The sequence below is a fragment of the Methylomonas albis genome, from assembly GCF_014850955.1.
In the GTDB taxonomy this organism is placed as follows: domain Bacteria; phylum Pseudomonadota; class Gammaproteobacteria; order Methylococcales; family Methylomonadaceae; genus Methylomonas; species Methylomonas albis.
The window spans coordinates 1823601-1846325 of sequence record NZ_JACXSS010000001.1 but is presented as its reverse complement, the minus strand read 5'-3'; the positions used below and the strand labels follow the sequence as shown (position 1 = coordinate 1846325).

Below are 22725 nucleotides of genomic sequence, written 5' to 3'. Positions count from 1 at the left end.
CTAAGAATACAAAAGCTTCGAGGCCTTGTGCGAGATTTACCGCAAGGCATTCCACTTGCCGAATATCAACGAGTTAATACGTACCTTGCCGACTTATGGAATCCTCTAAACCTAGCTCCCAGCCTGGTGTTTAGCGAGGCGCTGATAAGTTAGAAGCTGGAGTATTCAGTCAATCCGTTTAAGCTTGGGCATGTAGTTTTGCCGGAGCAATGGTTGCATTCCAGCACGGTTAATTATGCGGCGCTGGTTAGTGTGATTGACATTGATCACTGGTGAGGATCGGAGCGATGAAAAATATGCTTATCAATGATCGGAAGGTCTCAACCCGCCACTGAGGGACCACGCAACGAGCGTAGGTAATCCAGCACGCGTGCCTGGCGCCATTGCGCATCGGCAGCACAGTGAGCGATCCGGGCGCGCCTGCAGGCAATGATGGATTCGTTGAGGCCTTGAGCTGTCCACGGCCTTAGATCGGCTGGTGTGTCGGCCAGCAGCTTGGCAGCCTCTTCGTCCGGCAACGCGGGGCCGTCACGCAGCCAGGCTTCGGCTTGCTCAAAGCTATCGAGGCACATCAGCGCGATCATATAATCGCAAGCCGACTGCAGGCCGGCCTGCAGTCGGCCAGGGCTGACGGATACCATGGGCAGCAGTGGCGCCAGCGAGGGCAATAGGTGGTTGGCATAGATGGTCGCCCCCCAATAAGATTCGGCGGTCCGGCGAAAATGGGCCAGATCGCGCACGGCTGTCATACCGCTGGCGGCCAGCGGCAGAATTTCCACTGGCGGTTTATTCACATCCACGGTGTCGTTGGCAACATCGACATACAGGCCGCCGAATTGCAACGCGTTCTGGAAATATTGTTCGCGCAACACGCCCCATATCGAGCGCACGATACCTCCTTGAGCCATGAAACCGCGCAGTACCTGTTCGATTGGCGTCTCGGGTTGGCGCAGCCGAGTCGAGAGCAACGCGTATAGCTCGCGGGTGATTTCCTCACAGCGGCCATAAGGATAAGCCTTGCCCGCAGCTGCCGGAAGTTGAGCCGCCAGCAGCGCATCGACCGTAACCCGCAGGTCCAAAAAATAAGCCTGCAATGCATCGATCCGCTCGAGCAGATAGGCATCGGTCAATGTACGCTGCTGGGTATCAACGGGCGCTATTTGTTGAGGAAGTAAGGTGGTCATGACGGGGCCGGATTGTCGCCGCGAATCCGTATCGTTGCAAGCTTCCATCGTTTGTAACAGTTTCATCTGCTGCGGCGAACATGCCATTAAGTTAAGCCATTCATAGTTCGACAAACTCACCACGAACGGCTCCTGTGCCATCAGGTATAATTTAGCGGCATTGATCCCTACTACTCAAATACCCCCTATGGAAACGCAAAGCGAGTCATTGGCAGAGATCGAAGCCGCTACGCTGAATCATTACAATCAAAATGCCAAATCGTATTGGCAGGGTACTAAGGAGCACGACGTCTCGCAGAACTATGCGGCCTTCCTGGGCGCGTTGCCGCAAGATGAAGCGCTGGACATTTTAGACTTGGGCTGCGGGCCTGGCAGAGACGTGTTCTATTTCAAGTCATTGGGCCATCGTCCGGTTGGCCTGGACGGCAGCGAAGTGTTTTGCCGGATGGCGCGCGCTTACAGTGGCTGTCGGATATTGCAGCAAAGTATGCTTAGCCTTGATTTGCAGGCACTGAGCTTTGATGGCATCTTTGCCAATGCGTCCTTATTTCACGTGCCTAGCCGGGAATTACCGCGAGTGCTTAATGAGTTGTACGCGGCGTTAAGACCGGCGGGGATTTTGTTTATCTCCAACCCACGCGGCAGCGGCGAAGGCTGGTCCGGGCAACGTTACGGCCATTTCATGGAAATCGACAATAGCCGGGAGTTTTTGGCAAACGCGCAATTCGAGATGCTGGATCATTACTACCGCCCACCCGGCAAGCCCAGGCACGAGCAACCCTGGCTGGCAATTACGGCCCGGAAGCTTAGGTGATGTTTGAGAAAACTTGTACCTATTGGCAATGCCAATAGGTCGTTCGCTTCGGCTCCGCTCAGCGAACGACCTGTTGCTTGGTTGGGTACATTTATTGCCATAAATCGCCTAAGGCAGGCACTGTAAAAAACTCCGATACTCCCAGAGGTTCTTGGTTAGAGAACGTGCGCTACGCATCGCCATCCATTTCAAGTAACTGACTTAGCCGGAGTGACGAATTGGCTGCCCGGCTTGGGAATCGTTGCGCGAACCTGATACCCTCTTGATCTAGCAAAGAACAAGTGCCCAACTCTGTTATCATTGCCCTCCCCATGCCGGCAAGCGCGCCGCATCTTTTCGATTAGAGTCTTTGTGAATACACCTGAATTTTCTTCCCTGCCGTTAAAACCCGCCCTACTGGAAAACATCGAGTCGCTGGGTTATACCCACCTCACGCCCATTCAAGCCGAAAGCCTGCCGCACATTCTGGAAGGTAAGGATGTGATTGCTCAAGCCAAAACCGGCAGCGGCAAGACCGCGGCATTTGGGATTGGTTTGTTGTCGCGGCTGGATTTGAGTAGCTTCAAAGTGCAAGCCATGGTGATTTGTCCGACTCGCGAATTGGCCGACCAGGTTTGCAAGGAAATCAGGCAACTGGCGCGCTTCACCCAAAACATTAAAGTCGTGGCTTTGTGCGGCGGTACACCGTTCGCGCCGCAACGCAGTTCGCTGGAACACGGCGTACATGTGGTGGTGGGTACGCCGGGCCGTTTACAGGAACATCTACAAAAAGCCAGTTTGCGCCTCGATCATTTGAAAGTATTGGTGCTGGACGAAGCGGACCGCATGCTGGATATGGGTTTTGCCGACATTATCTCCGACGTGATTTCTTATGCACCTACCCACAGGCAAACCTTGTTGTTCTCCGCGACGTATGCCGAGCCGATTCGCGCCTTAAGCCAAAAATTTCAATTCAAACCGGTGTCGGTCAGCGTTGAAACCAGCCATCACGATAATCCGATCGAACAGCGTTTTCATCAGGTCGACAAAGCCAAGCGCCTGAACGCACTGGGCTATATGCTGGCGTACCATCGCCCGGAATCGACAGTGGTGTTTTGCAATACCAAACGCGAATGCCAAGACGTGGCCGATACGCTGACCAGTTGCGGTTTTTCCGTGCAGGCGCTGCATGGCGACCTGGAACAAAAAGATCGTGATCAAGTGCTGGTGCGCTTTGCCAATAAAAGTTGTTCGATTCTGGTCGCTACCGATGTCGCCGCCCGTGGTCTGGACATCAAGGACATGCAAGCGGTGATCAATTACGAATTGCCCTGGGATCCGGAAGTGTACGTGCACAGAATTGGCCGTACCGGCCGGGCCGGTGCAAAAGGTCTGGCGCTGAGTTTGGTCAGCGAAGCGGAGTTGAACCGCGTCAAAGCCATTGAAGAATATATTGCAGGCTCCGTAAAGTGGGACGAAATTGCACCGTTTAAACTGGGCAGCGAACACCGCTTCGAGCCGCCCATGGTCACGCTGTGGATAGACGGCGGCCGCAAAGACAAAATGCGGCCGGGCGATATTTTGGGCGCGCTAACCGGCACTAACGGCATAGCCGGCGGCGAAGTGGGTAAGATCGACATCTTCGATAAACACGCCTATGTTGCGGTGAAGCGCGGCAGTGCGGATAAGGCTTTGACCTGCTTGCGGGCCGGCAAAATCAAAGGCCGCAATTTCAATGTGCGCAAGTCGCAATGGAATTAGGCTAAAGCCGTCAGTAGCGGTAAAACTCCGTTCAAAACGGCCTTATCCGGTCCCCGTCTTCTCGGGGATTACAGCGTCAGTTGGCACCTTGGCGTCTGGGTCCGCTAAATTAGGTCTACCTAGCCGAATGGCCAAAGCCTGCTATACCTATGCCAGCCGTTACCTACAACTCTAATAAACTCAGCCCGTGGCGCCTAAAACTCATATCAGTTACCTTGACACTATTCGCGGCCTGGCGGCCCTGGCCGTTATCAGCGAACATTTCGTGATCGCCTACGGACTGCCCTGCGAAACAACACTATGCCGGCAACTACTGGATTTCTCACCGCTACATATTTGGTGGGACGGCTCGGCGGCGGTTTCCATGTTTTTCGTGCTCAGCGGCGTGGTGCTGTCTTTGCGCTATTTTCGCGCCGGTCACATACCCGATCTCAGCCAGTTTCATTTGGCTCGCTTCTTGATCAATCGGATGTTCCGGATCTGGCTACCGTATTTACTGGTCTTGCTAATCAGTACCGGTCTGTTTGTGAACACGTTCGACAGCGAGATACTCAAGACCAGTCTACCTGCCACCGATTGGATAACCGGCATGTGGCATAAATTTCCGTTAACGCCATCTGACATGCTGCGTGAGAGCTTTTTGTTGAAATTGCCCGCCTTAATCGTACTGCTGCCGCAAGCCTGGACTTTAAGTATCGAACTGGTGTTGTCGCTGCTGTTGCCGGTGGGCTTGTTGCTAGCGGGGCGCGGCACGTCTTGGTTAGTGTTTTTCGGGTTGCTGGCGACCAGCCTGTTGGGGGTGTCGATTTTCTTGCTGCATTTCCTATTGGGTATGACTATTGCCAGGCACTATACCGACTTGACCCATTACCTATCCGGTCGGCGCTGGCAACGGCGTTTGTTGTTATTGACCGGCTTAGCGTTTTATACCTGCGGCACTTTTGTGCCGTCCGACATATTCGGCGATACGGCGGTCTGGCTGGGTTCCGGCTTGGGTGCCGGCTTGATTTTAATGTTCGTGCTCGGTTCTAAAGATGCACAACAGGCGCTATCGCAGCCGATGTTACGGCAAATCGGCAAAGTGTCTTACAGCGCCTATCTCAGCCATATGGCCATCTTGATTTGTCTGACACCGCTTGTTTTAAAATTTCTGGAAGGTTTCACCGAGAACCGGCTGGCACTATGGTTTAGCGGCTGGCTTATTACCATAGTCTGCGTACAAGGCGTTTCGTTGCTGTTTTATCATTGGTTGGAGATACCCAGTATGAGTTTGGGGCGGCGAGTAACCGATGCGATAGCGGCCATCGGCAGGCCGACGGTATAATCGCAGCCAGTTATTCCTCCTTGCCAATTAAACATGCGCCTAGCTAGCATTTCATCAGTTTTATTTAGCGTTGCCGCGTTCAGCGTTAACACCAACGCTACGGCCGGCTCGACTGCTCAAGACTGGGCAAAAATTACCGTTCCGACCCAAGAATCCAGCCAAAGCATAGGCACTTACACCAGCGGCTGCATCAGCGGCGCGGCCACCCTGCCCTTGGACGGACAAGGCTATCAAGTGATGCGCTTGTCGCGCCACCGCTATTACGGACATCCCAATTTAATCGGCTTTATCCAGCATCTAGGCCGGTTCAGCGCAGAGCAAAAACTGGGCTCGTTGTTGATTGGCGATTTAGGCCAACCACGCGGCGGCCCAACTTTAAGCGGGCATCGCAGCCATCAATCAGGCTTGGATGTGGATATTTGGTTTTTGTTATCGGAACAAGCCAGTAACCGGCAGCTAACGGCCAACGAACGCGAAACCTGGAGCGCGCCGTCGGTCGTGGATATGCAAAACGATACTATGGATTACCGGCATTGGTCGCTTGATCAAGCAAGGGTGTTGGAAGCTGCCGCGCGTCAGCCGGAGGTTGACAGAGTTTTCGTCAATCCCAGCATCAAACAAGAATTGTGCACCACCAAAAGTGCCGGGACCGGCGAATGGTTGCGCAAGATTCGGCCGTGGTGGAAACACGACGATCATTTTCATGTGCGTTTGAAATGTCCACCGCATAGTCCGCATTGCGATTCACAAGATCCGTTGCCTGCAGGCGACGGTTGCGACGCCAGTTTGGCCTGGTGGTTTTCCGCAGAAGCCAAAGCCCCGTCGAAAAGCGTGCCGTTGCCGCCACCGCCGTTACCGGCGTTGTGCGAACAACTATTAAAGCAACGCTAAAATATTAGGGCTCCGCTTCACTAGCGCGGAATAAGGCTTTTTGCGCCAACTCACTGTGCCCGGATTTATTACTTACCTAAAACTCCAGGCGCGCGCCCATGGTAAACAAATGACTTTCGACGTCCTTATAGCCAACCAGCGCGTCGTAGTTTAGAAAAGCGCTAAGCCCACGAGCAAAAGTGCCGGATACGCCGGTGCCGACCGTGAAATAATTGCGGTCCGGCGAGTTGGTGACAGTATTAAAGGACAAGCCGCTGGTGGTGTCGCCCAAAAACCGCACGGCGATATTGCGGCTGCCGTCTTTATATTGGTGATGCCACTCTCCGCGAATATTGGGCGTAAACACACCCCAGGACGTGCTGATGGCATGAGAAATTTGGCCACCGACAGTCGTGGTCACCGACTCGACGCCTTGGTCGGAAAACGCCATGCCCCAGCCATTCCCGCCCGATTCGCTAAACCTATCGACATCAAGCTTGGTGTAGTTAGCTTTTACATACGGATTGAACAACCATTGCTTTACCGCATAGTTATAACCGCTACCTACGCTAACCGAATACTGATTACCTGTCGGCGTAGCCTTGGCTTGAGTATTCACCACTTCCGGCACGGTATACGATATTTGCCGGGTGGAGGCATAGTCAATGGCGCCAATGCTGGTAATGGCATCGAAATACAAATTGTCGGTAGCGTAGTAGGTGCCGTAGAGCGCGCCGGTATAAGCGTCGCTATTGAGGCTACCACCATTGCGATCAAAATTGGATTCGGCACGCGCATAGGTAAATGCCGCCCCCAAAATCAAATCGTTACTCAATCGATAGTCAATACCCGCATTAATACTGCCGCCATTTAGGTTATAGCCCAACTGATTGAAGCTGGAATCGACATTGCCGGTGTTGTAATTGCCGTTAACAAAACCGCCCAGCTTGTCCCAAACGCCGCTGCTATCCCCCGCCGCACCGCCCAGCGGGTTTGCCAGCGATGCCAAATTGATCGGTAGTGCTCCGCTACCGAAGCCGGCAACCTGAAACCCTCTGGCACCTGCGCGCAATGCCCCAAGCCGACCGGCAATAGCATTAAATGAGGTACGGGTTGCAGTAATGCCTTGAGAAGGTATTTGTTCTGGGGAGGCTTGTTGCAGTGGGCTAGTGTTTATCGAAGTAGCCTGTTCCGCTCGCAAAGCCGCGCCCACCAAGGCATCGCAACGCGATTGAAATTGGCTTTCGTTCTGACCGGAGGGACATGCGATTTCAATCACTCGCGCCATATTGGTTTGGGAGTTGTTAATTCCTGGCGTATCTTGAAGAAAACCTTCTAGCGAATTTGCATTCGCTGTTCCCGCTAAACCCATCAGCGTAACACCAAGCTTAATGTAGCCAGGCAAACCGTAACCAAATGGCGTCTCGACTGGTTCCAGAGTATTCATATCCCTCATTTTCATAACATTTCCCCCCATAAAAATTACTTATAAATTAATCCGGTATTGAATAATCAAGCGCATCGAGTGAATGCCGTTAAATATCCATTTACCAAAACGCGTGTAAACACCGAAATACCAATTATCATTAACGGTATAGCATAGTCGCCGACACAAACACCCGCCAGGTTACCCCGGAATATATTCCAAAAAAAGATAATTATCGAAAATCGAAAACGGTTTGCCTTGATAATATGCTCACCATTAGGCATCAAGTCAGCGCAAAAACCAAGCCTTGGTCTTTGCTAAATAGCTAAAATAAACTTTATTCCAAGAAGAGGCGGCCATGTCCGATTTCCAACTCCATCAACAACTGGCACAAGACTGCTTCAAAGTAGGTAGTTTTGGCCTATCTGAATTGTTGATAATGAACGATAGCCAATATCCTTGGTTCATCCTGGCACCAAGACGAGCCAACGTTAAAGAGATTTATCAGCTGAATACACTGGATAGACAAACCCTGCTAAACGAGTCTTGCCTACTAGCGGAAATCCTCACGGATCTTTATCGGCCCGACAAATTGAATATCGCCGCTATCGGTAACCTTGTCCCTCAGTTGCACTTACATCATGTAGTGCGCTATCAAACCGATAAGAGCTGGCCCGCGCCGATATGGGGGAAATTTGCAAGTGTGCCTTACGCTGGCGACCAGCTGGCGCAACGAGCCACTCAGGTCCGCGTGGCGCTGAGCGATCATTTAATCAAATGATTGTTTAACGTCTATTTAATCGATAAAACATTTAACCAAAAGCATAACCCTTGATATTGATAGCCCTGAAGAGAGCCACCCATCGTTGAAATAACATAATTTTTATGTGATTGACGCTGAGTGTAAATGCGGCTCACAATCGGCGGACAGTCACTAAGTGACAGTTAATGAGTCGGGTTTCTTCAGACGGGGATGGTCAAGGCTTCTTCTCCTAATACTGGCAATTTCACTTAGGCCATTTTTTGTGCCTACCAAAACCACTATATCGTCTGCGGGAACGCGTCGAATTAGGGGCCGTCTCTGTAAAAATTCACTAGCCATTGTTATTACCATGCCTATTTTCATTATCTGCTGTTTAGTATTAAGTACCCTAACCCTAACCCAAAATGCATTTTTACCCTTACTCAATATTGAGGCCGTATGGGTTTCCGGCGCTTGTCTCGCGACTCTGTTTCTGTTAACCGGTTGTTTGAAATTAGCACCCAGTCGAGTATGGAACGACGGCTTTGCCTGCGCTGGCTTATGGACTTGGTATGGTTACTGGAGCCCGCAATTCAGCGACGGGTCGCCGCAATTCAGCGTGTTTCCGGTCTATTTTGCTTTGCTCAGCAGCTGGATGCTACTCGGCTTAATTTACAAAAGCCCACAGTTTGATTGGGAATCGCAAGAAGCCTTGCGCTATTTGCAAAAATATTTGGCCCGCTTCGACACCTGCGTAGTCGCTGGATTAGTGCTGATTTGTCTCGCGTTACCGGAGCACTATCTGTCCTACCCGATTGCCATGACCTTCTTCATCGTCCGTAGTGCTTTTCAGCGCTGCCTAGAAATTATCGAAGGCCTGTAAGTGTGAAAATCGACGACAACCACCGCCCAAATTGCCGAGTAAAAACTACAGGGCAAAAAAACACGCATGACTGCAAGCCTTACTAGTTGTTTATGGCAATGATTTGCGGCAATTAGTTAATTAAAAACTCCGAGAAGAATACATCGCGAAAGCCGTCGCTATTTTTCATTTTGGTCAGTAGATCGGTTATCAACTGTTTGGTTTTCATCCGTAACGCTTCACGCTGTTCCATGGTTTGCAAATCGGCACTTTGCATACCGCTCAACATCATGATCATCTCATGGCGCAAAACCGGCGTACTCTTTTTTACTTTCTCGACGTGCTCCGCGCCTTCCACTAAGAGCTGCACATTCAACATCAGATACTTTTTAGGTTCGGCCAGATTGACGGTAAACTTGGGTTTCATCTCCACGTACTCGATCACCGGCCCGGCACTTTCGTCAGCTTTTTCCTCACCGGAATTAGCCCAAGTCATCGTCGGTAACAGCATCAAACTGATCAACAAAATAAATGTTCGCACGGTTTCCTCATATAATGCGTCGGTTGGCCCAAAAGTATATTCCATTTTCACCATTTATCACCATGAAACCACAAGCTATCGGCCCGGTCATGATAGACATTGAGGCCCACAGCCTCAGCGCGCTGGACAAAGAAAAAATCGCCCATCCCAATACCGGCGCCTTAATCCTATTCGCCCGAAATTACGACAATCCCCAGCAAGTGGCCGATTTGATCAAACAAATCCGCGCCGCACGCAAGGGCGACATCTTGATTGCGGTCGATCAAGAAGGTGGCCGCGTGCAACGCTTTCAAAACGGTTTTACCCGTTTGCCGGCGGCGGCTTTTTACGCCGCACAACCCGAGTTGGCCGAAGCCGCCGGCTGGCTGATGGCGAGCGAACTATTAGCTATCGATGTGGACTTCAGTTTCGCGCCGGTGTTGGATGTGGATTGCGGCGTTAGCGAAATCATCGGCAACCGTTCGTTTTCCCAAGACGCGAAATTAGCCGCAGAACTGGCCGGCGCGTTTCGTCAAGGCATGCGCAGTGCCGGCATGGCGGCCACCGGCAAGCATTTTCCCGGCCACGGCGCCGTGGCACTGGATTCACATTTGACTCTACCCGTCGACGAGCGTGACTTGGACGCTATCCGCCAGCAGGATTTGCTGCCGTTCAAACTGCTTATCGAGCAAGGCCTGGAAGCGATCATGCCGGCTCATGTGGCTTATCCGCAAGTGGATCGCTACCCGGCCGGTTTTTCCAGTTTCTGGCTACAGAACATTTTGCGCGGCGAACTAGGCTTTGACGGTGCGATATTCAGCGATGATTTAAGTATGGAGGGTGCGGCCGCAATCGGCGATTTCACCGAGCGCGCGGGCCTGGCTCAACAAGCCGGCTGCGACATGCTTTTGGTATGCAACAATTCGGCAGCTGCCGAACAAGTGCTGGACCAGCTACCTATCAGCCAAAACAGCAAACGCGAACAACGCTTGCAAGCCATGCGCGGTAAATGCTTACTCGATAAAAACGCGTTGCCAAAACATGAAAAATGGCAAACAGTTTCCAAACAAATCTCGGAATTTTATGAATCCCATGCTTGAAGAAATCGGCATCGTTAAACAACAGGCGCTATTGCTGCATAGTGCCGAGGAAGTAGAGGCTGCGTTGGATAGCATGGCTGCGGCGATCCGCGACAAACTGCAGGACACGAACCCATTGGTGCTGTGCGTGATCAACGGCGGCATCATCGCCACCGGCAAGTTACTACCGCGTCTGGACTTTCCTTTGAATCTGGATAGCGTCCACGCCAGTCGTTACCGCAACGCCACCTCGGGCAGCGATATACACTGGCTGTTCAAACCGACCACGCCGTTGGCCGGGCGCACAGTATTGATAGTCGACGATATTCTCGACGAGGGCCATACGCTGCATGCCATTGTCGAATATTGCCGGGAGCAAGGTGCCAGCGCCGTTTATACCGCCGCGCTGTTCGACAAAGATCTGCAAGTGATCAAACCAATAACTCCGGATTTTATTGGCCTGACGGTCGCCAATCATTATCTGTTCGGCTACGGTATGGATTACAAAGGTTATCTTAGAAATGCGCCAGGCGTGTTTGCCTGCAAGGAAGTGTTATGACATTGGCGATCATCGGCGGCACCGGCCTCACCCAAATCGAAGAATTGACTATCATCGGCCAAGAACGCGTAAGCACTCCTTTCGGCGAACCGTCTGCGCCTTACTTGATTGGCGAGCTAAATGGCAAGAAACTGGTGTTCCTGGCACGCCACGGCAATCCGCATCGAATCCCGCCACACAAGATCAACTACCGCGCCAACATCTGGGGCTTAAAACAGCTAGGTGTCACCGAGGTTATTGGTGTTGCGGCAGTCGGCGGCATAGGCGCGGAGATGGCGCCGGCCGTTATTGCGATTCCGGACCAATTGATAGACTACAGCTATGGCCGAGAACATACGTTTTTTGCTGACGATCTGGAACATGTCACGCATATCGATTTCACCGAGCCCTATTCAACTGCCTTACGGACGCGAATTATTCAGGCCGCGCAACAAGCGCAAATCTCACTAAGCACATCAGGCACTTACGGCTGCACCCAGGGGCCGAGACTGGAAACCATTGCTGAAATCAAACGTATGGCGAACGACGGTTGCGACCTGGTTGGCATGACCGGCATGCCGGAAGCCTCACTGGCACGGGAACTGGGCTTGGCATACGCGAACATCTCGGTTGTCGCCAATTGGGCGGCCGGGGTAGTCGAGGGTGAAATTACGATGACAGAGATCGAGAAAAACTTGGAAGTTGGCATGGCCAATGCCATAGCTTTGCTGAAAGCAACCGTATTATTTAACGACTAGTAGAAACGGAAACGGATTTTGACGAGGCCCGGATGCCCCGCCAAAATCCGCGATATGGGAAATTGAGATTAGCTTTCCCGAAACACTAAAAAGAGCTTATTTTTTCGCTCCACCGGTGTGAAGTACATCATTGCGATAAGCAGAGTTGGCGGAGTCTTCGGCAATATTTTTTGCTGCAGTAGCATATTTGTCATGCTCGGCATTTTTTACCATCAGTACAGCGCCAGCGGCCAATACGACAGCAATGACGATATAGAGCCAGAAATTATCTTTTTCTTGTACTTCACTCATTTTGTACCTTCCTTTTGTTGTTTGTGATGGTGGTGCTGAAAAAAATTTCAACGGGGCAAAAGATAACAAACAGAGATCTAAATTTTTTGATATACATCAAACTTTTTATGGTTAAAGCGTTTTATGCCTAGTACCCGCCGCCTATTTCTAAAGCATTCCGGCATTTTGATAGCAGGGACTTTGCTGACCGGCAAATCTGCAATCGTTCTTGCCGAGAGATTGGCAGGACACTTTGCCGCCGACAACTTTGCCACAATCTACACACTACTTGTCGATAACCGACCGGTAATAGATGTCGATAGCATCGATCTGATTTTGCCCGAGATTGCCGAAGATGGCGCAGTGGTGCCGATCAGCATCGCTAGCGCACTGGACGGTATCAAGAAACTTTATCTATTCGCCGACAAAAACCCTACACCACTACTCGCGGAATTCGAACTCACACCACTGATAGCGCCCTTCCTCACCGCACGGATTAAATTAGCAGAATCTTGCAACGTCATTTTACTTGCTGAACACCAGGGTGAGTTATTGCGGACCAGTCGCTGGGTCAATGTAATGCGCGGCGGCTGCGGAGCAGGTTGATATGGCTAACAGTATAAAAATCAGGAGCCAACGGCACGACGGCTATACCGAAGTTAAATTGCTGATCACGCATCCGATGGAAAACGGCCGCAATCGGGATGCCACCGGCCAATTGATTCCGGCGCATTTCATAGAGCAGTTACTGGTTAAATTAAACGACCAACTTATTCTAACCACCAACATGGCTGGCAGCATCTCCAAGAATCCGTTTTTTACGTTCAGATTAATAGCAAACAGCGGTGATAGACTCAGCGCCGAATGGACTGACAATAGACAAGGCAAAGATAGCGCCGAACATCTGCTCGACTAAGGCAAACGCTACTTAAGAATAATTTCCGCCGTCTGATTCCTGGCACTGGCCAGCAAAAAACTTAACGGCGAGGCGGCAAATTGCTGTTCCAACTGCGCCAGCAACTCTGCCGCCCGTTGCGGATTGGCAACCGCGCAAAATCCGGTCGGCCCCCACGAGGTCTGGCCAATCGCCACCGCGCCTTGCGCGGCCAAACTAGTCATTGCCGCAGCAACATCCGGACTGGTAAACACCCCACCCTGCACCGGCGCGAAATGCTCCCCCACCGCTTGTTGCAACAAAGTAATCACTTCCCCGAATTTATGCAGATCGCATTCAGCCAAAGCCGGCAAACCCTGCATTAGCAGCAAGTAACATAAGCGCTCAGCCTGCGCTTGCGGAAACGGCGGCAATTGTTGAAAGGCGCTGACTTCCTGCTCACCGTGTAAGCCTTGGCCGCGTTTATCGAATACCAAAATAAATCGCCAGTCTACAGGCACAACCATTTGCGCAATGATTGGCGGGGTTTTAGTATCCGGTCCTCGGCCGCCATCCACCACCAAGCCACCTTTTTCAAAGATACCGATGCCAATACCGGAGCGCGCGCCGCGATCAGAGAGCTGCGCTATTTCCCGCACCGACAGCCCCAAACCGTAAAAGGCGTTCAACGCTGCACCGACGGCCAAAGCCATTTGCGTACCCGACCCTAAACCAATGTGTTCGGGAATAGCATTGTCGATAGTGATATTCAGTGAATCGGAAACGCCCAACAACTGACAAAATTGCCGGGTACATTTCAGAGCGCGATCAGCGGACGGACCACTGACTTGCAAGCTATCCGCTGCGGTGATGTTCAGCCGGGTATTAATTTCGTTCAGAGCTAAACCGATACTACCGAAATGCCTGCCCAACGCACCGCTTAAATCGATAAAGCCCATATGCAAACGAGCGGGAGCTATGACTGTCACTGTTTGGTACCGCGCTTTCACCACCTGGATTCCGTCGAATAGTAAGGAGCGGGCATTATAGCGGATGCTGTTGGCGGGCCGAGATAAAATCAGCCACTTGGTGCAGATCGTCCATCAGATAATCAGCGTGTTCTGCAGCCCAGGCATCCGCTGGTTTCGCAGACGGTACGAAAACGCACGGCGCTCCGGCGGCTAGTGCGGCGCGGATGCCTATCTGCGAGTCTTCCAGCACCAAACAGTCTTGAATAGGCTGCGCCAATTCGGCGGACGCCTGCAAAAAAATATCCGGGGCCGGCTTGGCGGCACGCCCCGCATCGCCGGCAACGATACAGGGAAATATATCTGTCAACCCGGCCCAGGCCAGGCACTGTTGCGCCGCTACCCGCGCGCTATTAGTTGCCAGACAGAACGGCAATCCACGCTGAGCAAGCACATCCAATAAGGCAAAAAAACCGGGTTTTACCGCTATACCGTGCTGCTGAACGTGGTCGAACCAGTAAGCGCTACTTAATTGCTGAAAACGCTCCAGATCAAAGTCCGCGCCGCATTGATCTAGCAGACCTTGACTAACCATCTTCCCGGAACAACCCGACAAACCCGCCCAAAACTGGGCCGGCATTGTAAAACCAAGCGCATCAGCGGCCAAACGCCAGGCCTGCACATAAGTCGATTCGCTATCCAAAACAAGACCGTCCATATCAAAAATAACCGCGCGCAAGCGACGATCTTTCACCGGATTACCTTGATAAATTCGCCTATGGCTTCTCGATTTGAGCCTACCACTATACGCTGCACACCATATTGATCGACTTCTAACTGCCCAGCCACTCGAACCCGTTCGCCGGTTTGCGCCTGACCGTTATAGGTGGCGGTAAAACACACCACGCTATCCACTTGCGGATGCTTGATGCCAAACTGCGCCGGATAATCGAAGCTGAACCGATCTTCGCTAATTTCGGCATCGATGCTGATAAATCCCAGTTTGCGATAGCGTCGGCCGTTTGCTTCCGGGTCTAAAACCGTCAGAGATAAATCGAATTTACGCCCATTGATCATGGCCTTGTTGTACTTACGCTGCTCGTGCCAGACGTATTCATCAAAGGCAAAATCGCAGGCTCGCCGCTGATAAGCCTCCAACCAATCCTCGTCGTTTAGTGCCTGACAGCAATCTTGGGCTATCAATGCTTGGACGATGTTACGCGCACAATGAAACTCATCACGCTCGTAGCAAACCAAATCGATATCGGAACTGTGCTTTTGCATACCCACCAGCAGCGAACCGGTCACGCCGAATCGGCTAAGCGCTAAATCATTATCCCGCAGCAAACCACACAGTTTATGCAAATCGACTAATACCGGATCACCGGGTTCGTCAGCCAATAGACGTTGCAAGACTTGTCGAGGTTGGTAATGTCGAGCAATGGCCGCGACAGGCACGGCATGTAAATGCGCATCTAGCAATGCTGAATAGTGCAGATACTGCGGACAATATTGCTGAAGATGGCGATTAGCCAGCTCGGTATCCACTTTGCGCCAGACGCCCTGCAAACGCAGGTAGCGCAGAAAACATAATACCTTCCCCTGCTCCTGGCCCTGGGCCACTACCGCGAAAATCAAACCTTCCGCAGTTTCTATAAAGTCCTTGGCTTGATACACGATTTAATTAAATTCCACCCGGTTACGACCGTTTTGCTTGGCCTTGTACAAAGCCGCGTCTGCTGCTTCCAGCATCTCATGCTCGGTTCTATATTGGCCGACATAGGTTGCCACACCTAAGCTCAGACTAACGCGCCGAGTCTCAGTATCGCCGTAAGCGAAGTTTTTTTCAAAAACTTGCCGGCGAATATTTTCGGCCAGTGCGCGAGCATGTTGTAAAGACGTATCGGGCAAGATCGCTACAAACTCCTCGCCACCGTAACGGCAAATGAGATCGCTGCTACGCTCCAATTGCTCCGTGAGAACTTTAGCCACTGCAATCAAACACCCATCGCCTTGCGGGTGCCCCAAGGTATCGTTATATTTCTTAAAGAAATCAATATCGCAAATAATCAAAGATAACGGGGCTTTATTGCGGTGGGACAACGCAAATTGCATGGCTAGATTGCTATCGAAATGGCGGCGATTGCCTAGGCCGGTCAATTGATCACGCAATGACAATCGCTCCAATGCCAGATTGGCGGCCTGTAATTCCCGTTGGGTGGTTTGCAGTTTTTGCCGCATCACATAAATCCGTTCCATCGCGATCACCGTCAAGCGCAAACGGGTAGGATTCAGCGGTTTGGGTAAATAGGCATCGCCACCAGCCAAAATGCCATCGACGAACGATTGATCATCGTCATGCATGGTAAAAAAAATGATGGGAAACCAATCAGCCTTTTTTAACTCGCGGATCGCTTTAGTGGCTTCGAACCCACTTAGAAACGGCATTTCCACATCCATCAGAATCAAGTCCACATCCTGGTCGGCGACATATTGTAAGGCTTCGGAACCGTTTTCCGCGTAAGACACCGCGTGCCCCATTTCCTTTAGGCATTCCGCAACCAGCTGCCTGATCACTTTGCTATCATCGACCACCAATATTTTCATTGCTCTTCTAGTTGGCTTAAGCAGACCTTCGGATTTTAGCGTAATTCGCTACGCGCACAGAAAACAATTGATAAAACCAGTTCAATCCCCTATCCTCGCCCGCTGGCTTTTCGGCCTAATAACCATCCGTTCTTTCCCTCCAAACCTTAGGAGAAATCATGAAAATCGGTGTTCCAAAAGAAGTTCACGACGGCGAAAAGCGCGTCGCCACCACGCCAGACGCCGCGGAAAAAATCATCAAATTGGGTTTTGAAGTACTGGTGGAAAGTGGTGCCGGCGACAACGCCAATATTTCCGATGACGCTTATCGCGCGGCTGGTGTGCAAGTCGTCGCCACGACCCAGGAATTATGGCAAAGCAGCGACATCGTCATGAAAGTCCGGGCACCCGAATTTCATCCGCAATTGGCAGTCGAAGAAACCAATTTACTGCGCGAAGGCCAGCAATTAATCAGCTTTATCTGGCCTGCGCAAAACGAAGCCTTGATGCAGACGCTCGCGGCAAAGAAGGTTTCGGTGCTGGCGATGGACAGCGTACCGCGCATGTCTCGGGCGCAGAAAATGGACGCCCTCAGCTCCATGGCCAATATCGCCGGCTATCGGGCCATCGTGGAAGCCGCGCAACATTTTGGCCGTTTCTTCACGGGGCAGATCACCGCCGCCGGTAAAATCCCACCGGCCAAAGTGTTAGTGATCGGTGCCGGCGTGGCCGGTCTGGCCGCGATTGGTGCCGCGAAAAGTATGGGCGCTATCGTCCGCGCCTTCGACACCCGGCCGGAAGTGAAAGAACAAATCGAAAGTATGGACGCCGAATTTCTGATGCTGGATTTCCAGGAAGACGGTTCCGGCAGCGGCGGTTACGCCAAAACCATGTCCAAGGAATTTATCGAAGCCGAGATGGCTTTGTTTGCCCAGCAAGCCAAGGAAGTGGACATTATCGTCACCACCGCCTTGATTCCCGGCAAACCGGCACCCGAGCTGATTACCGCCGAGATGGTAGCCTCGATGAAACCCGGCAGCGTGATCGTCGATTTGGCCGCCGAACAAGGCGGCAACTGCGCCTTGACCGAGAAAAATCTGGTTGTGGTCAAACACGATGTGACCATCATCGGCTACACCAACTTACCCAGCCGCTTGGCCAATCAATCCAGCCAGCTTTACGCCACCAACCTGCGACATCTGCTGACCGATCTGACCCCAGGCAAGGACGGCAACACCGTCATCAATATGGAAGACGAGGTGATTCGTGGCGCCACCGTGATCAAGGAAGGCAATATCACCTGGCCACCACCACCGCCTAAATTGTCCGCCGCCCCCAAACCCGCCGCAACCACCGAAGCTGCAGCCGAAACCAAATCGCTGTTGCCGGAATCGGTTAAACAATGGCTACCGATATTATTGGCGGGCTTGGCTTTATTCGGCGTTGGCGCCGTTGCACCCACCTCGTTTTTGTCCCACTTTACCGTATTCGTGCTGGCCTGCTTCGTTGGTTACCAGGTAATTTGGAATGTCTCACCGTCACTGCACACGCCCTTGATGAGCGTCACCAACGCCATCAGCGGCATTATCGTCATCGGTGCGCTGGTGCAGGTTTCGGCACCCAGCGCCATAGTCAGCATCTTGTCCGCGCTGGCCATCCTGATCGCGTCCATCAACATTGCCGGCGGCTTTTTGGTTACGCGCCGCATGCTTGAAATGTTTAGAAAATAAGGAGAGCTACATGTCAAACGGTCTAGTTACAATGGCGTACATTGCAGCCTCGATTTTATTCATTCTCAGCCTCAGCGGCCTGAGCAAGCAAGACACCTCAAGGCGCGGCAACTACTTCGGTATGACCGGCATGGCGATTGCGATCATCGCCACGGTGTTCGGCGGCAGCGTTACCGCCTACACGATGCTGACTATCGCCCTGTTGATCGGCGGTTTCATCGGCACCAAAGCCGCCGCCAAAGTGGAAATGACGCAAATGCCGGAGCTGGTGGCGTTAATGCACAGCTTGGTCGGTATGGCGGCTGTGCTAGTAGGTTATGCCAACTTCATGGATCATTCCACCAGTCTGGAAGGGGCGGAAAAAACTATCCACGAACTGGAAATCTACATCGGCATTTTCATCGGCGCGGTGACCTTTTCCGGCTCGGTGATTGCCTTCGGCAAGCTGTGCGGCCGCATCAGCGGCAAGCCGGTATTACTGCCGGCCCGGCATTGGTTGAATCTGGCGATGTTCGTTGTCACCTTCATCTTGGGCGGCAGCTTTCTGGCAGGCACCGAAACCGGCGGCGGCTCAATCCCTCTGCTAATCATGACCCTCATCGCCCTGGCATTTGGCGTGCATATGGTGATGGCCATTGGCGGCGCGGACATGCCGGTGGTGGTATCTATGCTAAACAGTTATTCGGGTTGGGCGGCGGCGGCGACCGGCTTCATGCTCAGCAACGATTTGCTGATCGTCACCGGCGCCTTGGTCGGCTCCAGCGGTGCAATTTTGAGCTACATCATGTGCCGGGCGATGAATCGGCACTTTCTGAGCGTGATAGCCGGCGGTTTTGGTAGTGCAGGCGGTGAAGCGGCGGAAGTGGTCGGCGATGTGCAGCCTATCGAAGTCGAAGAGACCGCACAATTGCTGCGGGATGCCAAAGAGATCGTGATCATCCCCGGCTACGGCATGGCGGTGGCGCAAGCTCAACATACCGTCAACGAGATCACTAAATATCTGACCAGCCACGGTAAAAAAGTCCGCTTTGCCATCCATCCGGTCGCCGGCCGCATGCCCGGCCATATGAATGTGTTGCTGGCGGAAGCGAAAGTGCCGTATGACATCGTCTTTGAAATGGACGAAATCAACGAAGACTTTCCGCATGTGGACGTGTCCATCGTCATCGGCGCCAACGACATCGTCAATCCCTCTGCTTTGGACGACCCCAACAGCCCGATAGCCGGCATGCCGGTGCTGGAATGCTGGAAAGGCGCTACCACTATCGTCTTGAAACGTTCGATGGCATCGGGCTACGCCGGTGTCGGCAACCCCCTGTTCGTGCATGAAAATACCCGCATGCTGTTCGGCGATGCCAACGACAAATTGCAGGCTCTATTGAAGGCTCTGCAGGCTTAAGACTGAGAAAACACATCGGCCCGACATTGCCAGCGCTAGTTGTTGGCAATGTCGTCAAGCACGATGGCGGGCTTTATTTCAGTGCGGGACGGGGTATTAAATCGGCTCGAAATCTGTTCTATTTACGTAAAATCAATTAGACCTATTGAACGCCCCGCCGCACTCAAGGAACATTCAAATTTACAAGGACTCAATCAAGCAAGGCATATGACGATTTTGACAATAGAATTCCCCCTTGCAAGTCTGTCGCTTCATCTGGTTGAATGGCAGCAAGTTAACCATAATCCGCCATAATCGCCCGTTGCTGATGATATACAGAAGGGAAAATCAATTGCTTAACGATACAACGTATTTGTCGGTAGATATACTGTTAACAGCTTAATAACTTGTTAGACATCGCTAGCGCGTAGGCTAGGATTCGTTCCTCATCTTAGCCTAAGTTCTAGCCCCCATTGATTCATCTGAGGAGAAAGCAATGCCATTCACAAAGCCATTCAAAGACGTTTACGACGAAGGTGACTTGGTCTATGGATTAGGTAAGCCGAGAGGGCGTCTGATGAGTGAAAAATTCAAGCTCTCGGGACCAAATATCAGAACCGTCGATCAATCTACCATCAACAACTACGCTACGACAGGTGATGAGCAGTCTGCCTATGAGTCAAAGCTCCAGTATGCTCAAGGTTGGGACGACAAGAAGCAGGCTAGTGCAAGAAAAAACATCGAAAACTTTAATTCTGCCCTAAAAGATCATGGAAAATATGGCACCGCAGTCGGATGGGAAACGAAAGAAAAAGGACTGCTTAGAGACGCTCAGGAAAACCAAGCGTGGCGACGAAAGTGTAAGGGGGGACTTTACTATGCCTGTTTCGTGAAGCAAAGTCATGTTCACTTTTGCCTTGAGGAAATGAAGCTGGACGAGGTTGCCGCGAAAAAATCCACCAACCATGACGGAGACTTGCTCGACATCGACTCTACGAATCCAGAACTGAAGATGCGTGCTATCACGAGCACTGAACTACGATGGGTTTACCGCAATAGGGATCACGGGGAAGTACAGCGCCATATTCAGTTTTGGAAGTTCAATGGTCGTGAATGGGAGCCTTGCGATCCGCCATGGATTACAGACCCTCAACCATGGGCGCAATACAAGCCAAAGTACAAGAACAACGTTCATGGAAGGATTGAGGATGACGTACGCCTCGTTGGTTTTGGAACGCGCGAACCGCAGCCTTATTCAAATCTTGGAGTCGGCAGGCGGGAAAGTTTAAAATAACTAGAAAAAGTGCGTTCAGAGCAAAATTGAATTCGTCTAACTTAACGCTCAAGTGGAGCTGCGCAAAAAACGCACAGCCCGCTTAGCTATTCGTTAGGCACCAAAGTCCACCAATGTTATTCTCCCCGTTGAAGGAATCAGCCGCCCGCCTGAGCCACGCCTTCGAGGCGTCTGCCAATGGTGCGGCAAAGAGACTGTGGCCAAGTGCGGAAGTCAAAAGACCTGGCACTGGGCACATCTCCGACCGCTGGAGTGCGACCCGTGGTGGGAGAACGAAACGCAGTGGCATCGCGACTGGAAATCACTTTTCCCAACGGAATGGCAGGAAGTCGTACACATAGACCAGGAAACTGGAGAGAAGCACGTCGCCGACGTGAAGACCGAACGCGGGTTAGTCATCGAGTTTCAGCACTCGAACATGCCGACTGAGGAACTGCGCGCCAGGGAGTCCTTCTACAAGAACATGATTTGGGTTGTCGACGGTAGGTCGTTCGCACAAAACTTCGATATAGACAAGGACCCGTTGCCACACCCAAAGTCTCAGTTGCTAGAAGAGATTGTCTTTCACTCCGGCCTGGCTTCTGCGTTCTTCAAACGATCAGACCTGGAGAACGAGGCGGGCCCTCTCTATGAACTCCATCGCGCTACCACCATCGAGACTCAGATCCGTCATGACTACCGAGGACACCATTTCTACAAGTGGAAACGACCTCGTGACATTTGGCATCAAGCCACCGCACCAGTCTTCCTAGACTTCGGAACTCCGGAGTTGATTCGATTGATGCACTACAACCCCGCGTCTCAGCGATGCATTCAACGAGTGGCAAAGCATTCCCTAGTAGCCAAGAACGGCGGGCACATAGAGCCACTCAGCGACGGAGCCTAGCCCCTCGCTCAAGCTGACCCGCTACGACAGACACTGTAAGCCCGGCCTGAGGTACTCCGTATATTGTCTCAATATGGTAACCGCTGTTTGTGCCCACGCGGATTGAAATGGTGGGCAAATTTGCCCACCCTACGTTTGAATGTCAGCAACTCCGACCAATGTAATGCGCTCTATTGCCGGCATGCGGAAATGAAGCAACCACGCACTTATTTTGACATTGGCCATTGAATTAGCAATCCGCCAGTAAATGACCGATTGCCAAAGGCTTAGCTTGATAGTTGGCTCAAAACCCTGCTCAAGGTTTATAGCGGGTTTACCGCGACCGCTTATCCCGCTCCAGTTCCAAATATTTGTGCCGCAAATCGACATAGTTGCCGCCTATCCATTGCCAAAAGGTCGCCGCAGCTTCCGGGTCGGTGCTGATTAATTTCACGGCTATGGCGCCGTTGCTGCTGATGTCGGTAATCTGTGCGTCGATATCGATGCTGGCTTTGTTCTTGACGACGCGTCTGTCGGTATCGACCCGAAAAGTCACCGGCTCGCCCACTCGAAAGACGATGTCGCGTTTTAAGCCGCCCAAAAACTTCAGGCGATATTCCGGAACGGATTGAAACGGCAATACAAACTCGGCATGCCAACGAAACGGCGGACATTGGATGGGGCCACTGTTCTTGGGAAAGTGCACGGTGTAGCCGTCGTCGACCTTGGCTTTAACCACCCCTCGGGTATAAATTTCGTGGCAATTGGTGAGCACTGCATCACCCGGCTCCAGGCCGTATTTTGCCGCGTGTGCAGTCAGGCTGTTGAAAGCCAGGATTAATCCCAAAACGATTATTTTCATGCTGCTCTCCTGATTATTATTGTTTGCTTTCATCCCTAAAT

At 51.9% G+C, this 22725-nt stretch carries 23 protein-coding genes; 14 read left to right on the top strand and 9 right to left on the bottom strand.

Translation table 11 applies throughout. From position 1 onward, the window contains the following. Positions 1 to 320: 320 nt before the first annotated feature. Complete coding sequence (locus EBA_RS08545) at positions 321 to 1250, bottom strand: hypothetical protein (protein ID WP_225616037.1); 930 nt, start codon at positions 1248 to 1250, stop codon at positions 321 to 323. A 121-nt stretch (positions 1251 to 1371) separates the two neighbouring features. Between EBA_RS08545 and EBA_RS08540 the strand changes: the two genes are divergently transcribed. From EBA_RS08540 to mepA, 4 genes are all read left to right on the top strand, one after another. Next, positions 1372 to 1998: a class I SAM-dependent methyltransferase gene (locus EBA_RS08540; protein ID WP_192374303.1), complete on the top strand. Its 627-nt coding sequence runs from the start codon at positions 1372 to 1374 to the stop codon at positions 1996 to 1998. 351 nt (positions 1999 to 2349) lie between these two features. Continuing rightward, positions 2350 to 3738, top strand: a complete 1389-nt coding sequence (gene dbpA / locus EBA_RS08535) for an ATP-dependent RNA helicase DbpA (protein ID WP_192374301.1) — start codon at positions 2350 to 2352, stop codon at positions 3736 to 3738. 187 nt (positions 3739 to 3925) lie between these two features. Further along, positions 3926 to 5062, top strand: coding sequence for an acyltransferase family protein (locus EBA_RS08530; protein WP_192374299.1), 1137 nt, complete (start codon positions 3926 to 3928; stop codon positions 5060 to 5062). A gap of 33 nt (positions 5063 to 5095) precedes the next feature. Next, complete coding sequence (mepA, locus tag EBA_RS08525) at positions 5096 to 5953, top strand: penicillin-insensitive murein endopeptidase (protein WP_192374297.1); 858 nt, start codon at positions 5096 to 5098, stop codon at positions 5951 to 5953. A 76-nt stretch (positions 5954 to 6029) separates the two neighbouring features. Here the strand turns inward: mepA and EBA_RS08520 are convergent, their stop codons facing one another. Further along, a complete protein-coding gene (locus EBA_RS08520) occupies positions 6030 to 7394 on the bottom strand; it encodes an autotransporter outer membrane beta-barrel domain-containing protein (RefSeq protein WP_225616035.1) in 1365 nt (454 codons plus the stop codon). 322 nt (positions 7395 to 7716) lie between these two features. Between EBA_RS08520 and EBA_RS08515 the strand changes: the two genes are divergently transcribed. Beyond that, the gene (locus EBA_RS08515) at positions 7717 to 8139 is read left to right on the top strand and encodes an HIT domain-containing protein (RefSeq protein ID WP_192374295.1); all 423 of its coding nucleotides are present in this window, start codon (positions 7717 to 7719) and stop codon (positions 8137 to 8139) included. Positions 8140 to 8470: 331 nt separating this feature from the next. Then, on the top strand, positions 8471 to 8983 hold the full coding sequence (locus EBA_RS08510; protein ID WP_192374294.1) for a hypothetical protein: 513 nt from the start codon (positions 8471 to 8473) through the stop codon (positions 8981 to 8983). A 112-nt stretch (positions 8984 to 9095) separates the two neighbouring features. On the opposite strand, the gene EBA_RS08505 is transcribed toward EBA_RS08510, so the two are convergent. Further along, entirely contained in the window at positions 9096 to 9503 is a 408-nt protein-coding gene (locus tag EBA_RS08505; RefSeq protein WP_229427835.1) for a flagellar basal body-associated FliL family protein, read from the bottom strand. 62 nt (positions 9504 to 9565) lie between these two features. Between EBA_RS08505 and nagZ the strand changes: the two genes are divergently transcribed. From nagZ to EBA_RS08490, 3 genes are read left to right on the top strand one after another with little or no spacing between them, the layout of a single operon-like run. Then, positions 9566 to 10582 carry a beta-N-acetylhexosaminidase gene (gene nagZ, locus EBA_RS08500; RefSeq protein ID WP_192374290.1) on the top strand — a complete coding sequence of 339 codons (1017 nt, stop codon included), beginning with the start codon at positions 9566 to 9568 and terminating at the stop codon, positions 10580 to 10582. Continuing rightward, entirely contained in the window at positions 10575 to 11120 is a 546-nt protein-coding gene (locus EBA_RS08495) for a hypoxanthine-guanine phosphoribosyltransferase (protein ID WP_192377217.1), read from the top strand. The genes nagZ and EBA_RS08495 overlap by 8 nt, the downstream gene beginning before the upstream one ends. After that, positions 11117 to 11857, top strand: a complete 741-nt coding sequence (locus tag EBA_RS08490) for an S-methyl-5'-thioinosine phosphorylase (RefSeq protein WP_192374289.1) — start codon at positions 11117 to 11119, stop codon at positions 11855 to 11857. Before EBA_RS08495 ends, EBA_RS08490 begins: the two co-directional genes overlap by 4 nt. A gap of 96 nt (positions 11858 to 11953) precedes the next feature. Here the strand turns inward: EBA_RS08490 and EBA_RS08485 are convergent, their stop codons facing one another. Next, entirely contained in the window at positions 11954 to 12148 is a 195-nt protein-coding gene (locus tag EBA_RS08485; RefSeq protein ID WP_192374287.1) for a hypothetical protein, read from the bottom strand. A gap of 123 nt (positions 12149 to 12271) precedes the next feature. On the opposite strand from EBA_RS08485, the gene EBA_RS08480 reads away from it, so the two are divergent. Next, complete coding sequence (locus EBA_RS08480) at positions 12272 to 12733, top strand: thiosulfate oxidation carrier protein SoxY (RefSeq protein WP_192374285.1); 462 nt, start codon at positions 12272 to 12274, stop codon at positions 12731 to 12733. Position 12734: 1 nt separating this feature from the next. Beyond that, entirely contained in the window at positions 12735 to 13043 is a 309-nt protein-coding gene (gene soxZ, locus EBA_RS08475) for a thiosulfate oxidation carrier complex protein SoxZ (RefSeq protein WP_192374283.1), read from the top strand. A gap of 8 nt (positions 13044 to 13051) precedes the next feature. Here the strand turns inward: soxZ and EBA_RS08470 are convergent, their stop codons facing one another. From EBA_RS08470 to EBA_RS08455, 4 genes are read right to left on the bottom strand one after another with little or no spacing between them, the layout of a single operon-like run. Continuing rightward, the gene (locus tag EBA_RS08470; RefSeq protein WP_267874692.1) at positions 13052 to 13990 is read right to left on the bottom strand and encodes a beta-ribofuranosylaminobenzene 5'-phosphate synthase family protein; all 939 of its coding nucleotides are present in this window, start codon (positions 13988 to 13990) and stop codon (positions 13052 to 13054) included. Positions 13991 to 14045: 55 nt separating this feature from the next. Next, positions 14046 to 14723, bottom strand: a complete 678-nt coding sequence (locus tag EBA_RS08465; protein ID WP_229427834.1) for an HAD family hydrolase — start codon at positions 14721 to 14723, stop codon at positions 14046 to 14048. Continuing rightward, positions 14720 to 15646: a hypothetical protein gene (locus EBA_RS08460; RefSeq protein WP_192374279.1), complete on the bottom strand. Its 927-nt coding sequence runs from the start codon at positions 15644 to 15646 to the stop codon at positions 14720 to 14722. Before EBA_RS08460 ends, EBA_RS08465 begins: the two co-directional genes overlap by 4 nt. 3 nt (positions 15647 to 15649) lie before the next feature. Continuing rightward, positions 15650 to 16576 (bottom strand): GGDEF domain-containing response regulator, encoded by a 927-nt coding sequence (locus EBA_RS08455; protein ID WP_192374277.1) that lies wholly within the window; start codon positions 16574 to 16576, stop codon positions 15650 to 15652. 158 nt (positions 16577 to 16734) lie between these two features. On the opposite strand from EBA_RS08455, the gene EBA_RS08450 reads away from it, so the two are divergent. The 3 genes from EBA_RS08450 to EBA_RS08440 all read left to right on the top strand — a co-directional run bounded on the left by EBA_RS08450 (position 16735) and on the right by EBA_RS08440 (position 20957). Next, positions 16735 to 18285 carry a Re/Si-specific NAD(P)(+) transhydrogenase subunit alpha gene (locus EBA_RS08450; RefSeq protein WP_192374275.1) on the top strand — a complete coding sequence of 517 codons (1551 nt, stop codon included), beginning with the start codon at positions 16735 to 16737 and terminating at the stop codon, positions 18283 to 18285. Positions 18286 to 18295: 10 nt separating this feature from the next. Continuing rightward, complete coding sequence (gene pntB, locus EBA_RS08445; RefSeq protein ID WP_192374273.1) at positions 18296 to 19684, top strand: Re/Si-specific NAD(P)(+) transhydrogenase subunit beta; 1389 nt, start codon at positions 18296 to 18298, stop codon at positions 19682 to 19684. A 475-nt stretch (positions 19685 to 20159) separates the two neighbouring features. Then, complete coding sequence (locus EBA_RS08440) at positions 20160 to 20957, top strand: hypothetical protein (RefSeq protein ID WP_192374271.1); 798 nt, start codon at positions 20160 to 20162, stop codon at positions 20955 to 20957. A 1199-nt stretch (positions 20958 to 22156) separates the two neighbouring features. Here EBA_RS08440 and EBA_RS08430 read toward each other — a convergent pair. Beyond that, positions 22157 to 22684 (bottom strand): hypothetical protein, encoded by a 528-nt coding sequence (locus tag EBA_RS08430; protein WP_225616033.1) that lies wholly within the window; start codon positions 22682 to 22684, stop codon positions 22157 to 22159. Positions 22685 to 22725 lie beyond the last annotated feature (41 nt).

Bases quoted from the DNA above. Each gene is read 5' to 3' on its own strand.
- EBA_RS08480 (WP_192374285.1), top strand. From the start codon at position 12,272: ATGCCTAGTACCCGCCGCCTATTTCTAAAGCATTCCGGCATTTTGATA.
- nagZ (WP_192374290.1), top strand. From the start codon at position 9,566: ATGAAACCACAAGCTATCGGCCCGGTCATGATAGACATTGAGGCCCAC.
- EBA_RS08495 (WP_192377217.1), top strand. From the start codon at position 10,575: ATGCTTGAAGAAATCGGCATCGTTAAACAACAGGCGCTATTGCTGCAT.
- EBA_RS08455 (WP_192374277.1), bottom strand. From the start codon at position 16,576: ATGAAAATATTGGTGGTCGATGATAGCAAAGTGATCAGGCAGCTGGTT.
- EBA_RS08510 (WP_192374294.1), top strand. From the start codon at position 8,471: ATGCCTATTTTCATTATCTGCTGTTTAGTATTAAGTACCCTAACCCTA.
- EBA_RS08540 (WP_192374303.1), top strand. From the start codon at position 1,372: ATGGAAACGCAAAGCGAGTCATTGGCAGAGATCGAAGCCGCTACGCTG.
- EBA_RS08440 (WP_192374271.1), top strand. From the start codon at position 20,160: ATGCCATTCACAAAGCCATTCAAAGACGTTTACGACGAAGGTGACTTG.
- soxZ (WP_192374283.1), top strand. From the start codon at position 12,735: ATGGCTAACAGTATAAAAATCAGGAGCCAACGGCACGACGGCTATACC.
- EBA_RS08515 (WP_192374295.1), top strand. From the start codon at position 7,717: ATGTCCGATTTCCAACTCCATCAACAACTGGCACAAGACTGCTTCAAA.
- EBA_RS08520 (WP_225616035.1), bottom strand. From the start codon at position 7,394: ATGAAAATGAGGGATATGAATACTCTGGAACCAGTCGAGACGCCATTT.
- EBA_RS08450 (WP_192374275.1), top strand. From the start codon at position 16,735: ATGAAAATCGGTGTTCCAAAAGAAGTTCACGACGGCGAAAAGCGCGTC.
- pntB (WP_192374273.1), top strand. From the start codon at position 18,296: ATGTCAAACGGTCTAGTTACAATGGCGTACATTGCAGCCTCGATTTTA.
- EBA_RS08485 (WP_192374287.1), bottom strand. From the start codon at position 12,148: ATGAGTGAAGTACAAGAAAAAGATAATTTCTGGCTCTATATCGTCATT.
- EBA_RS08430 (WP_225616033.1), bottom strand. From the start codon at position 22,684: ATGAAAATAATCGTTTTGGGATTAATCCTGGCTTTCAACAGCCTGACT.
- EBA_RS08490 (WP_192374289.1), top strand. From the start codon at position 11,117: ATGACATTGGCGATCATCGGCGGCACCGGCCTCACCCAAATCGAAGAA.
- mepA (WP_192374297.1), top strand. From the start codon at position 5,096: ATGCGCCTAGCTAGCATTTCATCAGTTTTATTTAGCGTTGCCGCGTTC.
- EBA_RS08545 (WP_225616037.1), bottom strand. From the start codon at position 1,250: ATGAAACTGTTACAAACGATGGAAGCTTGCAACGATACGGATTCGCGG.